This is a genomic window from Leeuwenhoekiella sp. MAR_2009_132, from assembly GCF_000687915.1.
In the GTDB taxonomy this organism is placed as follows: domain Bacteria; phylum Bacteroidota; class Bacteroidia; order Flavobacteriales; family Flavobacteriaceae; genus Leeuwenhoekiella.
This window is the reverse complement of sequence record NZ_JHZY01000002.1, coordinates 251,824-266,015: the sequence shown is the minus strand read 5'-3', so window position 1 is coordinate 266,015 and position 14,192 is coordinate 251,824. Positions and strand designations below refer to the sequence as shown.

The window sequence follows — 14,192 nt, the reverse complement described above, 5'->3', positions numbered from 1 at the left end:
GTTACTTATTTAGATTTCTCCTCTTAAATCTTTTTATCAAATTATCGAGAAACAAATGAAGTACTAACCAGAATACTACCTGCACGATAAAAAATACTGCTAATCCTATTTTAGGTTCTATAAATAGAACGGCTACTACCTGAACGAGGGTCAACATAACAACCAGAATTACGATTTGCCTATGGCTATACCCCAAACGTAGCAGTAGGGAATAACTGTGTAATTTATCTCTTTTAAAAATAGAGACACCACTAATGACACGAAGTACTAAAACACGTAATGTATCAAAAATAGGATACCAAAACAAAGCTATAACTACAGGTAAACGTTGCTGATAGCTATCAAGTCTGATGTTTGAAGCCGATAAATCTGCTTCAATAAAAGTTATCAAAAACGCGGCGCACAAAAATCCTAAAAATAACGAACCGCTATCTCCCATAAATATAGCTGCAGGCTCTTTATTTATTCTTCTGAATCCAAAAAGTGCGGCTCCTACACACATTAAAAATACACTAGAGAATGGAATTTGAAAATACAACAAACCCAAAATAAAGAGTAAAGCAACTGTGGTTGCAAGACCGTCTATGCCGTCTATAAAATTAAAAGCATTGGTAAGAAATGTGAGTAGTAGAATACTTAAAATTACACTTGCGTAATAAGGTATTTGAAAAAAGCTGTGCTCTAACAGTACAGATTGCAAGCGCAAATCTGCACAAACAACTACAATGCTAATGATTAATACCTGAAAGATTAGCTTTGGCAACCATCCTAAAGATTTCAAATCATCTACAAGTCCTAAAACAAAGAGCGCTGAAACTCCTAAGATTAAATACAAATGATTGCGAATTAAATAATCTCCCTCAAAAGCGAAAGCGGTACAAAAAATACCAAAAAATAACGCAATACCTCCCGATGCAGGCACAGCTGTTTTGTGCAATTTTTTCCCACCCGTTTCTACTATAAAATACCGGGCAAAAACGGGTTTACATAACAATTTCCCTAATGCAAATGTCAATGCAAAAGCTAGAAGTGCCGGTAGAAAAAATAAAATCATTTGCATTAAAGAGAACCCCTTTTGGTCCTCAAATATACACTTTCAGTATTTCAGTAACACTCCAAAAAAAAAAGCCGCCCTTAGGCGACTTTATATTTTTATAAATGCAATTTGACTAATCTAATGTCGCATCTAATGTAATTTCTGCTTTAAACAGTTTTGATACCGGGCAGTTTTCTTTTGCTTTATTTGCAATTTTCACAAATTCTTCTTCGCTAATTCCAGGCACTTTACCTTTTAAAGTCAAATGTACTTTTGTGATCTCTCCATCCTCAAAAGTTACCTTCGCATCAGTGTGTAAATTGTCTGCGGTATAGTCCTCTTCACCTAAAAACGCAGAAAGCTGCATTGTATAGCAACCTGCATGTGCTGCGCCCAATAGCTCCTCGGGGTTGGTTCCTTTTCCGTCTTCAAAACGGGTACCAAAAGCGTATTTTGCTTCATCTAGAACAGTACTCTCGGTTGAGATAGTACCTTGTCCTTCTTTAATTTTTCCTTTCCAGTTTGCAGATGCGTTTCTTGAAAATTTCATATCGTTGTTTTTTATTTTTTAATTATATCTAAAACTAACAATCAATCCCACTAACCACAACTTTTTAAATCTATTTTAGCTTTTGAAAGGCTAGTATTAACAAGCCTTAACAGCATTTTCGCTAAATTGCAACTATGAAGACAGCTACAGTAACACAACTTAAAAAAGAACTTAAAGAAAAAGATACTGAAGAATTACTGCAACTATGCCTTAAGCTCTCTCGTTTTAAAAAGGAAAATAAAGAACTTCTAACCTATCTGCTTTTTGAATCTGACTATGAGGTGGGCTACGTAGATTCTGTAAAAGAATTAATCGATGTACAATTTGAAGCAGCGAATACTAAAAATTATTATTGGCTTAAAAAGGCAATTCGTAAAATTTTAAAGGAAACAAAAAAATACATCAGATATTCAGGCAACAAAGAAACTGAAGTACAGCTTCTTATTTATTTCTGCGAAAAGATGGACGCGTTTGAACCGTCTATTCGCAACAACAACACCTTACGAAATCTCTATCTGAGACAAGTGGAATATATCACCAAGAAGGTTGAAGGTCTTCACGAAGATCTGCGACTCGATTATTATAACGCATTAGAAAACCTAAACTAAATGACTCAACTACATTTAAAAAACCTTAACGTAACTATTGATAAAGGCGAACTTGTTAGTTTTCTGCAAGACGACTATCAATATATACATCAAAAAGGAACTCCTGGATGGCGTAGTGCAGATACCGAAATGTTTCCGGTAATAGGTCCTACAGATCAGGCAAATTTTAGAGTAGAAACACCTAAAGGAGCCGCTATTCAAGATCAACACGGCCTGTTACGTGAACTTACCTATACTTGTATAGAGGCCACGGAAACCACAGCTGTATTTGAAAAAAAATATTCGGCAAATATAAAAGTTAGGAACTCAAAATTTCCGGATAAGTCTACTGAAGAATGGCTTTCCTGGCCGTATGATTTCAATTTTAAAAAGCAATTTACCTTAAGTGAGAATGCTTTAGAAGTTGCATTTATAATAAGCGGAGAAAATGGAATGCCATTTATGCTGGGTTATCATCCGGCATTTAACCTACAAACTAAAAAACCGGTAATAGAGACTACTACCAAAGAAATTACTTTAGAAGAAGTTTTAGCTGTAGGCAGCCGGGCCTATCAAGTAGCAGACTGTACAGAAATTACTTTAAAAGATAAAAAGTCTATAACTCTAAAATCTAATGGTTTTGGCAACTTTATGTTGTGGACCGAAGTAACCAATATGGTTTGTATAGAACCTATAAGTTTCTACCCCTACGCTGTTGATCAAAAAAACCTGCACGAAGGTTTTATGACGCTAGGAGAATCTGCTGCTCAATTCAGTGTAGAATTGATTCTAAACTAAAGCTTCTTTTAAAATCGTTACGGGATGCAATGCCTCGCGTTGTGTCCCGTCTTTTATCTGATGCCTGCAACTGGTTCCCGGGGCAGCAATTATGGTATCCTGTGCCGCTTTACGTATAGCGGGGAATAAAGTCTGCTCTCCTATTTGCATACTTAGCGCATAATGCTCTTTCTCATAACCAAAAGAACCTGCCATACCACAACAGCCCGAAGGTATAATTGTAGGTTTAAAATTTGCAGGCAAATTGAGTAAATTAAAGGTATGTTCTATCCCACTCAAAGCTTTTTGGTGACAATGCCCATGTATTTTCAGTTTCTTAGCGTCCGTAGTAAAAGAGGTAGACTTTATATTACCCAGTTTAATTTCAGCATTTAAAAATTCATCAATTATAAATGTGTTTTTAGCGAGTATTTTAGCTTCTTCCACATTCTTAGACAATCGCAAATATTCATCCCGAAACCCTAAAATAGCAGAAGGCTCTATACCTATTAAAGGATGTTCTGCATCTACAAGATCTTTAAATGTTTTAATGTTTTTTTGAGCAATTTTTCGGGCTTGTTTTAAGAATCCTTTAGAAATTAGCGAACGCCCGCTTTCTGCATGCGTAATCACACGCACTTCATAATTTAAACGTTGTAACAATACCACAGCGTCTTCCCCTATCTGGGCATCAAGATAATTTGTAAACTCATCTACGAACAGATAAACTGTTTTTATAGGCTTTTTAGGATTGAAAGCTCTTAATTTCTTAAAACGCGCGCGTAATGTTTTTTTAGACAGTGGCGGAAGGCTACGTTCTGGGGCAACCTCAAGCGTTTTACGAATAAAACTCCCAGACAATTTTGCCTTGTAGAGTCCGTTTGTAATACCCGGTAAAACCGAAGCAAATTTATTGAGATATGCGTTAAATGCAAATGCGCGCGTACGTAGCGAACTTCCATTTTCTTTCTTATACTGGTATTCAAATTCTGCTTTTAAAGTAGCCACATCTACATTACTGGGGCACTCGCTTGCACAGGCCTTACAGCTCAAACACAAATCAAAAACTTCTTTAAGTTCTTTGTGATTAAAACTGTTTTTACGTTCAGAATGAGTTAAAAATTCGCGCAGCGTATTTGCTCTTCCTCGTGTAGAATCTTTTTCATCACGGGTAGCTCTGTAACTGGGACACATGGTACCGCCTGCCTCTGGTAACTTGCGGCAATCACCACTACCATTACATTGTTCTGCAGCACGTAAGATACCTTGAGAATCCTCAAAATTAAGCAGGGTATCTATCTCAGGCTCTTTACGGTCTGGTATATACCGCAATTGCCCATCCATAGGTTTAGCGTTAATTACTTTACCGGGATTAAATATATTATCAGGATCAAATGTGTGTTTAATGCGTTTTAAAACTGCGTAATTTGTTTTGCCAATCATAAACTCCACAAATTCTCCACGTACGAGACCATCACCGTGCTCACCGCTCATAGAACCCTTATACTTTTTAACAAGATCTGCGACCGCTGTAGTTATGGTTCTAAAAAGAGTTACATCGTCACTATTTTTAAGATTTAGAATAGGTCGTAAATGTATTTCACCCGCACCTGCGTGTGCATAGTAAACCGCATCCTGTTTAAAATGTGCCATTAGGGCTGTAAATTCTTTAATATAGGATGCTAGATCTTCTAAGGCGACAGCGGTATCTTCTATACACGCTACTGCTTTGCGATCTCCCACAATATTACCCAGTAAGCCCAAACCTGCCTTACGTAACTCTAGCGCTTGATTGATCTGGTTACCTTCTAATGTAGGATAGGCATAACTAAGACCAGACTCTTTTAAAGTTTCAATAAGCTGTAGGGCTTTTATACGTGCTTCATCTAGCGTTACTGCGCGCACCTCGAGCATTAAAATAGCTGCAGGATCTTGTTCTATAAAAAACCTGTTCTTTTGTTGTTCTCTGTTATTTAAGGTACAGTCAAGTATTACTTTATCCATCATTTCACACACATACAAATTGTGTTTCATAACAGGTACAACGGCTTCAAGACAGGCATTTATACTCTCAAAATGTGCTGCAACCATAACTGCTTCCGCAGGAGGTAGCTCATCGAGTTTTAAGGTTATTTCAGTAGTAAATGCAAGTGTACCCTCACTACCGGTAAGCAGTTTACACATATTAAACAATGTGTTGCTTTCAGCATTAAAGACATTATTGTCAAGCAAAGCATCTAGTGCATAACCTGTGTTTCTGCGATGTATTTCAGGCTTCGGAAAATTAGCGTGAATTTCCTGTTGCGCTTTAGGAGTATATAATTCCTTATATATTGCTGAATAAATACTCCCTTCTAAAGATTCTAAATTTCGCTTTTGTGCAAACTCTTCAGCAGTAATTTTGCTGAAATCAACAGTGCTACCATCACTTAAAATAGTTTTTAGATTAATTACTTTATCACGTGTTACTCCATATTGTATTGAAGTAGTCCCAGAAGAATTATTACCCACCATTCCACCTATCATACAGCGGTTAGAAGTAGAGGTATTAGGTGCAAAAAATAAACCATGGGGTTCTAAAAACCTGTTCAATTCATCCCGAATCACTCCCGGTTGTACCGTAACCGTTCTTTGAGTTGCGTCGAAGGATACGATTTTAGTGAAGTGCTTTGATACATCTACAACAATACCCTCGCCCACACACTGCCCTGCAAGAGAAGTCCCTGCAGTACGAGGTATTACCCCTACTTGATGTTCTTTTGCAAATACTATAATTTTTTTTAGATCAGCTTCAGACTTTGGTAACGCCACAGCCAAGGGTAACTTACGGTAAACTGATGCATCTGTAGCATACAGTTTTTTATGTAGTTCATCGAGATATAATTCTCCATCAAAATTTTTCGCAAGTGCATCAAGTGCTTCTGTAAAGTCTGTAATCATAGGCTAAAGTTACAATTATATTAATTTTAGAGTGTTAACATTTTCTAAGATAAGCTTAACAAAAAATTGGCGGGAGCCTCGTTAAACATAAGGAGTTGTGAACTTACATTTGCCGTACAAACAACAAATTCAAATACAATTATGAAAAAATTATTTATAGCTTTTGTTTTAATAGCAGGTTTTTCGTTCTCTTCTCAAGCGCAGGAGATTTCAAAAAATGCTTTAGGTCTTAGACTAGGAGATAATGATGGTTTTGGCGCAGAAATTTCTTATCAACGTGCCCTTGGTGACAACAATCGTTTAGAGTTGGATCTAGGTATCAATGATGGTAACAGATACGATGCTTTTAAATTAGCTGGTCTTTACCAATGGGTATGGAATATTGACGGTGGCTTTAACTGGTATGCCGGTTTAGGTGGTGGTTTAGGTAGTGTAAGCTACGATGACGATTTTCCAGGAAGAAACAATGATGATAATTCTGAAGTTTTCCTTTTTGGAGCTGGTGATATAGGTATCGAGTACAATTTTGATATTCCACTTTTAATCTCTTTAGACTTTAGACCAGAAATAGGCTTTAATGATTTTAATGATGACTTAGGTTTTGATATCGCTTTAGGTTTGCGTTACCAATTCTAATCTCAACCTCATAAATTAAAAATCCCGTTAGCTCACGCTAACGGGATTTTTTTTGTTCGGTATAAAATCAAATCTTTATTTACTAATTGATTTTGAAGCAACCTGTTTAATTCTATTTATAGCTTTTAAATATACTTCTTCATACATAGGCACTACGCGCTCAATAGCAAATTGCTGAGCTTGTAAACGGGCCTGTTTTTTAAATAAATCAAGAGTTTCACGCTCTTTTAAAATACTCAAGGCATTAGCTGCCATAGCATCTATATCACCTACATCGCTCATATAGCCCGAGTAACCGTGTGTATTAACCTCTGCAAGACCTCCTGCATTAGATGAGATAACCGGCACACCATGAGCCATTGCTTCTAATGCCGCCAGACCAAAACTCTCTGCTTTTGATGGTAACAGAAATAAGTCTGAAAAACACAATATCTTATCAATCTCGTTACTGTTTCCTAAAAATATCACCTTGCTAGCAATTCCTAACTGCTCACAGAGTAACTCGGCAGGGCCACGCTCTGGTCCCTCTCCTACCATGATTAATTTTGAAGGAATATGTTTTTGAATTTCATTAAAGGTTTTAATTACATCGGGAATACATTTTACCTCCCGCATATTACTAATGTGGGTGATAATACGCTCTTCTTCGGTAGCCATTAATCCGCGTTGACAATCTGTAAAAGAGTCTTTAAGCGTATTTATATCTATGAAGTTAGGTATTACCTGAATCTTACGTTTGATATCAAATAAACGGTTTGTATCATCTTTTAGACTTTGAGATACTGAAGTTACCACATCACTTTTATTAATGCTGAAGGTAACTGCAGGTTTATAAAACGGATGACTTCCTACTAACGTGATATCTGTACCGTGCAAAGTAGTTACCATCGGTATGGTTATACCATCCTGCTGAAGCATTTTTTTTGCCATATAACCGGCGTAGGCGTGTGGTATGGCATAATGCACGTGCAACACATCTATATGATAAGCCTTGATGATGTTTACAAGTTTACTAGAAAGCGCCAACTCATAAGGCTGAAAGTGAAAAAGTGGATATTCGGGAACATTTACTTCGTGAAAAAAGATCTTTTCATTAAGCAAATCAAGCCTAACCGGCTGTTTGTAAGTAATAAAGTGAACTTCATGTCCTCTTTTAGATAATGCAATACCCAACTCGGTAGCGACAACACCACTACCGCCAAATGTGGGATAACAAACTATAGCTATTTTCATGGCTTAAAATTACCAATTATTAAGCCAGCACCGATATCTCTAAAGCGGTTTTAGATTTTATTTAAGAAGAATTACTAAGGAATTATAGCATTCTGAATTACCTCTTGAATACGACTGCGAAGATCTGACTGTATTAACTTTCGATTTTCTGCATCAGGGAAGGTTCTGTTTGATAAGAAAACGTACACGATTTGCGTTTCAGGATCTGCCCAGGTAAAAGTTCCTGTAAATCCTGAATGGCCAAAACTAGCTTTAGAAACACAACCACACGTGCCGCCCACAGTTCCTAGCTGCGGCTTGTCAAAGCCTACACCTCTGCGCACACCTTCATTACAATAATAGCAGGTATTAAAATCACTCATTGTATTTTTTGAAAAAAAGCGTTTACCGCCATAATATCCATTTTGTAAATACATCTGCATCATTTTAGCCACATCATTAGCGTTGCTAAACAAACCGGCGTGACCACCCACGTTATCGGTCATCGCCGCTCCCATATCATGCACATAACCCTGTATTTGTTGCATTCGCCAATAGGTATCATTTTCAGAAGGTACTATATTACTTTTTTGAGTATAATTTAAAGGCTTATATCCCATATAATTAGCCCCAAGATTCTTGTAGTACATGCGCTGGGTAAGCGTATCAAGATCAGTTAAAGCAGTATCTTCAAGATATTTTTTAAACAGAAAATAAGATAAGTCACTGTATTTGTAGACTCGAGATGGTAATAAATCTGTATCTGCAATAATCTTAACTATAGTGTCAGGATAATCTTTTCGCAAATACATATCTTCAGCAATCTTTATAGAAAAATCGCCCTCGGAAGAAGAGCGATAGTATTTTTTTGATATGTGACCGGTTTCATCATAAGTGGCTCTGTAAAACGGAAGCCAGGGTTTCAACTTTCCATAGTGAGAAAGTACCTGTTTGATAGTTATATCTTCTTTATTAGTTCCTTTCAAAATAGGAAGAATACTACCTAACTTGTCATTAAGTTTAAATTTGTTAGCATCATAACGCTCCATTAATAAAGGTAACGTAGCAAGAATTTTAGTCATTGAAGCCAGGTCATACACATCGGTGAGTTTTACATCCTCTCTTTTAGTGTAAGTATGGTGACCAAATGCTTTCTCATAGATTACCTTACCATTGCGCGCCACCAAAACCTGCGCCCCCGGAAACATTACATTAGTAAGTCCTTCCTTTACGAGTTCATCAATTTCCTTGAGTTTTTCTGAATTCATACCCTCCTCTTCGGGTACCCCATATTGTAATCTGCGCAAAGTACCCGTTTCAAAACTGGTATTAATCTGAAAGTTTTTTCCTAGTGAAACCGGTAATTTGCCCTGGGCTCCTATAGCACCAAAAATCAACTGAGCACTTAAATCCTGAGCAATTGCGCTATTTTGGTAAGACATTACAATACCTTTAATCGCGCGTATATCATTCAGTTTTAAAAGTGCATAAGGTCTTACAAAAACATCGAGAACTGTAGGTTTTGACTTGGCTATAGCTTCTATAATAGCAATATCTGCAGATGTCATTGAAAAGGATTTCCAGGGGTTATCATCAGAGCGATGAAAACCTATAATGACATAATTATATTTATCTAGTTTGTTTAAATATTCGGCACTGCTAGAGGCACTTATTTTTGTCACTTCGGCATATTTCTGTAGCGATTTATAAAATGGATCTCCACTGTCATCGCCCAACTCAACATATGCTATTTTCTTAAGATCTAAATCTTTAACCGGTAGAATGGCTTGATCATTTTTGAGAACCGTTAAAGCATTTGCCATAGCCTTACGGTAAATTACATCATCTTCTACACTGTTTAGGTCTTTAATAAGATTTGCAGTATTTACGGGTTGATAATTATTGAGACCAACTTTAAATTTTGCGAATAAAATTTTCTTAACAGATCGCGACAGGCGGGTTTCTGTAATATCTCCTGCATTATACGCTTCTTCAAACTTAGCCATCGCTTTAGGCACGTTTTCACTCATCAGCAAGATGTCATTACCCGCTTTAAAAGCTTCCAGATCTATAAGACCCGGTTCTTTAAAGTTAGATGCGCCTTTCATATTTAAAGCATCAGTAAATATCAATCCCTGAAAACCTAAACTATCTTTTAACAAGCCGGTTACAACCTTTTGAGATAACGACGTAGGATAACCCGGTTTGCTTTCTAAGGCAGGAACATTAAGATGTGCAATCATAATGCTAGCGATACCCGCATCAATAACTTTTTTATACGGATACATTTCTATGGAATCTAAACGCTTTCGGCTAAATGGAATCGTAGGAAGCGTCTTATGCGAATCCTGATTAGTATCCCCGTGACCCGGAAAATGTTTTGCACTTCCTAGCACGCCGGCTCCTTGCATTCCTTTAATAAAAGCCACGCTTTTATCGGTTACATTATTACGATCTTCTCCAAATGATCTGTTTCCTATTATAGGATTTTCAGGATTTACATTTATATCAACAACAGGAGCAAAGTTAATGTGAACGCCCATTCGTTTATTGTGTAAACCTATTTGCTTAGCTACTTCCTCTACAATATTATTGTCTTTAATAGCTCCTAAAGTCATATTCCATGGAAACGCATAGGTAGAGTCTAATCGCATTGCCAGACCCCATTCTGCATCCATAGCCACCATTAAAGGCACTTTACTCAACGACTGATACTCGTTATTAAGCTTTGCCTGACGCATAGGACCTCCTTTAGAAAAAATAACACCACCTATGTGGTTATTTTTAATGAGCGTTTTTATAGCGTCTGTTTTTGATTTTGGGTCACTAGAAAAAACATCTACCATAAACAATTGACCTATTTTTTCTTTTAAGGTCATTTTATTGTAAATGCTATCAACCCAGGCTTGTTGCTCAGTTAATTGTTTTGCCAGTAATGGATTTTTTGATTGTGAAAAGCCTTGAAAGGCAAGTATAAGAAATACTCCAACGAGTAAGTGTTCACGCATCATAAGCGGTATATTTTATTTAAAGAAACGGTTGTGCCAGCTTTCTATTGCAGGTACTTCCCAAAATTCTAGATATTCTTCTTTAGTATTTACGAGATTATTAAATACTATGGTTTTTTTACCTACAGCACCCTCTTTTGCCATCTTTTTGAAATCTGCTAAAGGCTTAAAATGAACCCGATCATTCTGAATGTAGGTAACATTCATTTTATCTAATAATTGTACTTCAAAATCTTTTTCAAGTTGTTGTATAAATCGCACCTGTGTATCTATAGAACACCCACTGGCAGCACTTGCACTTTGGTCAAGGCCTATCACGATAAAACGATCGTACTTCACCTCATAACCGGCATTCAAACTTGCGCCATGAGCTGTCCATTCTTTAAGAAAGCTTTCCAATTGTTCTTGAAGTTTCACAAGTTCTTCTTCAGCAAATTTGCGGTCACTTTGATAAATCCAAAGTCGGGAATTAGCAGGTAAATCTTGAAAAGGAATTAACATATACGTATATAAAAATTAGTAGCACAAACTTAATGTATATAAAGGCGGTCCTTAAAAAAGATAGTGTTAAAAGCCTTCAAATTCTTTTAAAAATGTAATTATCACAATTTAATTGAAGTAAAATTACCTTGAGAATCGTCCCTCACTATTTTAATCGCGATTAAGGAGTGAATAAAAGATTCAAAAATCGACTGAAAGGATCTTTCTCTTTCAAATTAATGCTAATAAGCAACGGTACCTTAGATTTTAAATAAAAAAAGCATCGGTAAAACCGATGCTTTATAAAACCTATTATTTAATCGCATTATAGATCATCTGCATTTGCAATCATCTCTGCAATATCTAAAACTTCTACAGAATCTTCTTTTTCTTTATTCTTAACACCGTCTGTCATCATCGTATTGCAAAAAGGGCATCCTGCAGCGATAACGTCTGGTTTAATTTCTAAAGCTTCTTCTGTACGCTCTATATTAACATCTTTTGTACCCGGCTCAGGTTCTTTAAACATTTGAGCTCCTCCTGCACCACAACAGAAACCTTTCGTTTTGCAGCGTTTCATCTCGACAAGCTCTACCTCCAACTTACGAAGTAAATCTCGCGGAGCCTCATAAATACGGTTAGCACGAGCTAAGTAGCAAGGATCGTGAAAAGTAATACGCTTACCTTTATACTTACCCCCTTCAACAGTGAGTCTACCTTCGTCAATTAAAGATTTTAAAAATTGAGTGTGGTGTAAGACTTCGTAATTACCCCCAAGACCAGGGTATTCATTAGCTATTGTATTAAAACAATGTGGGCACGCAGTAACTATTTTTTTTACATCGTAGCCATTAAGAACTTCGATATTTGTTACCGCCTGCATTTGGAATAAAAATTCGTTACCGGCTCGTTTTGCAGGATCACCGGTACAGCTTTCTTCAGTACCCAATACAGCAAACTCTACTCCCGCCTTTGCTAATAATTTTACAAATGCTTTGGTTATTTTTTTTGCTCTGTCGTCAAAACTTCCGGCGCAGCCTACCCAAAAGAGAACTTCCGGAGATTTGCCTTGTGCCATAAATTCTGCCATCGTAGGGACTTTGATAGCTTCTGCCATAATCTAATTTTTATTCCTATTAGTTTTTTAAAATGCCTAGTCTTTAAACACTTCTATAGTTACATCTTTTTCAACAAGATCTGTAAATTTCCCTTTGTAACGGGTTGCACGTACCAGGTGATTATCTATCCAGTGATAATTACCGCCTCGTGGTTTACCCATTAAAAGGCTGTGGTAATTAAAACCGTGCTTGTCTAACCAGTTTTCAGTTACTTCACGGTGTTCTTCAGTACGAGAAGTAAAAAAGCATATAATATGCCCCTCGTCATACCATTTGTTTAAGGTTGCCAATGCATCTGGGAAAGGTTCGCAAGTTCCCATGCGCTCAGGCTCCTCGTTAGGAACATCTTCGGTAATGGTTCCATCAATATCAATGAGGTAGTTCTTCACACCTTCTGGCAGAACCGGGCTTACATGTTCCCCATCCTGCAGCTTTTCACTTAACATTTTGTCCACTTCCTCTTTTTTCATGAGTTTTCTATTTTAAAATTTATTGGTTGGTTTCTAAAGTTCGTTGATCCAATTTGCACGATCCATTTGATTGAAAGGCCATGGTGCTGCGTTATTTTCAATATTGGTCATCGCATTGTTCAAATCTGTAGGAGCCGCGCTCTGCTCCATTACAAGATACTGTCTCATATCCATAATAATAGAAAGTGGGTTTATACCCACCGGGCAAGCTTCTACACAAGCATTACAGGTAGTACACGCCCATAATTCTTCGCGGGTAATATAATCATCTAATAATTGTTTCCCATCATCCTGAAAGGTTCCCTTATTAGCATCTATATTTTTTCCTATATCTTCAAGACGATCACGTGTCGCCATCATAATGCGACGTGGTGACAGTAACTTTCCGGTTTGATTTGCAGGACATTCACTGGTACATCTACCGCATTCTGTACAGGTATATGCATTTAATAATTGAACCCAGCTTAAATCTGTCGCTTCACTAGCACCAAACTTTGCCGGCACTTCATCAGCCGCACCTTCCTCTGGCATTGCATAAGGATCTGCATCAGGATCCATCATTAATTTTACTTCTTGTGTAACCGCATCTAAATTATCAAACTGTCCCTGTGGTTTTAGTCTTGCAAAATATGTATTTGGGAAAGCCAGTAATATATGCAAATGCTTAGAATAGTATAAGTAATTTAAAAATACCAGTATTCCTAAAATATGAATCCACCAGGCCGCGCGTTCCACGAGTATTAATGATGAGATACTCATATTTTCAAATAAAGGAGCTATAAACTGACTAACCGGAAACGACCCTAGAATACCTGAAGCACTCGCATAATGCTCTGCTCCTTTAAGCTGAAGTGTATAATCTGCAGCGTTCATAGTTAGAAACAACAGCATAAGTACCACTTCAAAATACAAAATGAGATTGGCATCTAACTTAGGCCAACCTTTCATTTCTCGATTTAAAAAACGCTTTATATGTAAAATGTTACGACGTATCCAGAAAACAATAACGCCTACTAAAACAAGGAGTGCAAAAATTTCAAAAACAGCAATAAGGAAGTTATAAAAACCACCCATAAAACTGAATATACGGTGTGTACCAAAAATCCCGTCAATTACAATCTCAAGAACTTCAATATTAATGATTATAAAACCCAGGTATACAAGTACGTGAATTATACCAGAAACCGGTCTACGTACCATTTTATATTGCCCTAAAGCAATCTTAGCCATATTGCGCCAACGTTGCGGCTTATTATCGCTTCGATCTTCATCGCGGCCTAATTTTATATTGCGGATTAGCTTTTGAACGTTTTTAGCAAAAAAAACAACTCCAATCGCTAGTGCGATTATGAACAATATATTAGGAAGGTATTGCATT

12 protein-coding genes are annotated in these 14,192 nt (G+C 36.9%); 3 read left to right on the top strand and 9 right to left on the bottom strand.

Annotated elements, in window-relative coordinates:
• Position 1: 1 nt before the first annotated feature.
• Positions 2-1,060: a glycosyltransferase family 4 protein gene (locus P164_RS01165; RefSeq protein ID WP_028374655.1), complete on the bottom strand. Its 1,059-nt coding sequence runs from the start codon at positions 1,058-1,060 to the stop codon at positions 2-4.
• Positions 1,061-1,169: 109 nt separating this feature from the next.
• Positions 1,170-1,586 (bottom strand): OsmC family protein, encoded by a 417-nt coding sequence (locus P164_RS01160; protein ID WP_028374654.1) that lies wholly within the window; start codon positions 1,584-1,586, stop codon positions 1,170-1,172.
• 134 nt (positions 1,587-1,720) lie between these two features.
• Between P164_RS01160 and P164_RS01155 the strand changes: the two genes are divergently transcribed.
• Both P164_RS01155 and P164_RS01150 read left to right on the top strand, forming a co-directional pair.
• Positions 1,721-2,194, top strand: a complete 474-nt coding sequence (locus tag P164_RS01155; RefSeq protein WP_028374653.1) for a hypothetical protein — start codon at positions 1,721-1,723, stop codon at positions 2,192-2,194.
• On the top strand, positions 2,195-2,971 hold the full coding sequence (locus P164_RS01150; protein WP_028374652.1) for an aldose epimerase: 777 nt from the start codon (positions 2,195-2,197) through the stop codon (positions 2,969-2,971).
• On the opposite strand, the gene P164_RS01145 is transcribed toward P164_RS01150, so the two are convergent.
• Positions 2,963-5,890 carry an FAD-binding and (Fe-S)-binding domain-containing protein gene (locus P164_RS01145; RefSeq protein ID WP_028374651.1) on the bottom strand — a complete coding sequence of 976 codons (2,928 nt, stop codon included), beginning with the start codon at positions 5,888-5,890 and terminating at the stop codon, positions 2,963-2,965. The two genes, P164_RS01150 and P164_RS01145, sit on opposite strands and share 9 nt — an antisense overlap.
• Before the next feature lie 141 nt (positions 5,891-6,031).
• Here P164_RS01145 and P164_RS01140 point away from each other — a divergent pair, with 141 nt between their 5' ends.
• Positions 6,032-6,526, top strand: a complete 495-nt coding sequence (locus P164_RS01140; RefSeq protein ID WP_028374650.1) for a hypothetical protein — start codon at positions 6,032-6,034, stop codon at positions 6,524-6,526.
• A 75-nt stretch (positions 6,527-6,601) separates the two neighbouring features.
• On the opposite strand, the gene bshA is transcribed toward P164_RS01140, so the two are convergent.
• The 6 genes from bshA to P164_RS01110 all read right to left on the bottom strand — a co-directional run bounded on the left by bshA (position 6,602) and on the right by P164_RS01110 (position 14,191).
• Positions 6,602-7,759: an N-acetyl-alpha-D-glucosaminyl L-malate synthase BshA gene (gene bshA / locus P164_RS01135; RefSeq protein ID WP_028374649.1), complete on the bottom strand. Its 1,158-nt coding sequence runs from the start codon at positions 7,757-7,759 to the stop codon at positions 6,602-6,604.
• A 74-nt stretch (positions 7,760-7,833) separates the two neighbouring features.
• Positions 7,834-10,746, bottom strand: coding sequence for a glycoside hydrolase family 3 N-terminal domain-containing protein (locus tag P164_RS01130; protein ID WP_028374648.1), 2,913 nt, complete (start codon positions 10,744-10,746; stop codon positions 7,834-7,836).
• A gap of 15 nt (positions 10,747-10,761) precedes the next feature.
• Positions 10,762-11,247 (bottom strand): hypothetical protein, encoded by a 486-nt coding sequence (locus tag P164_RS01125; RefSeq protein ID WP_028374647.1) that lies wholly within the window; start codon positions 11,245-11,247, stop codon positions 10,762-10,764.
• Between the two features lie 304 nt (positions 11,248-11,551).
• Positions 11,552-12,343, bottom strand: coding sequence for a (Fe-S)-binding protein (locus tag P164_RS01120; RefSeq protein WP_028374646.1), 792 nt, complete (start codon positions 12,341-12,343; stop codon positions 11,552-11,554).
• A gap of 36 nt (positions 12,344-12,379) precedes the next feature.
• Positions 12,380-12,814: a phosphoheptose isomerase gene (locus P164_RS01115; RefSeq protein ID WP_028374645.1), complete on the bottom strand. Its 435-nt coding sequence runs from the start codon at positions 12,812-12,814 to the stop codon at positions 12,380-12,382.
• A gap of 33 nt (positions 12,815-12,847) precedes the next feature.
• Positions 12,848-14,191, bottom strand: coding sequence for a (Fe-S)-binding protein (locus tag P164_RS01110; protein WP_028374644.1), 1,344 nt, complete (start codon positions 14,189-14,191; stop codon positions 12,848-12,850).
• Position 14,192: the final 1 nt, after the last annotated feature.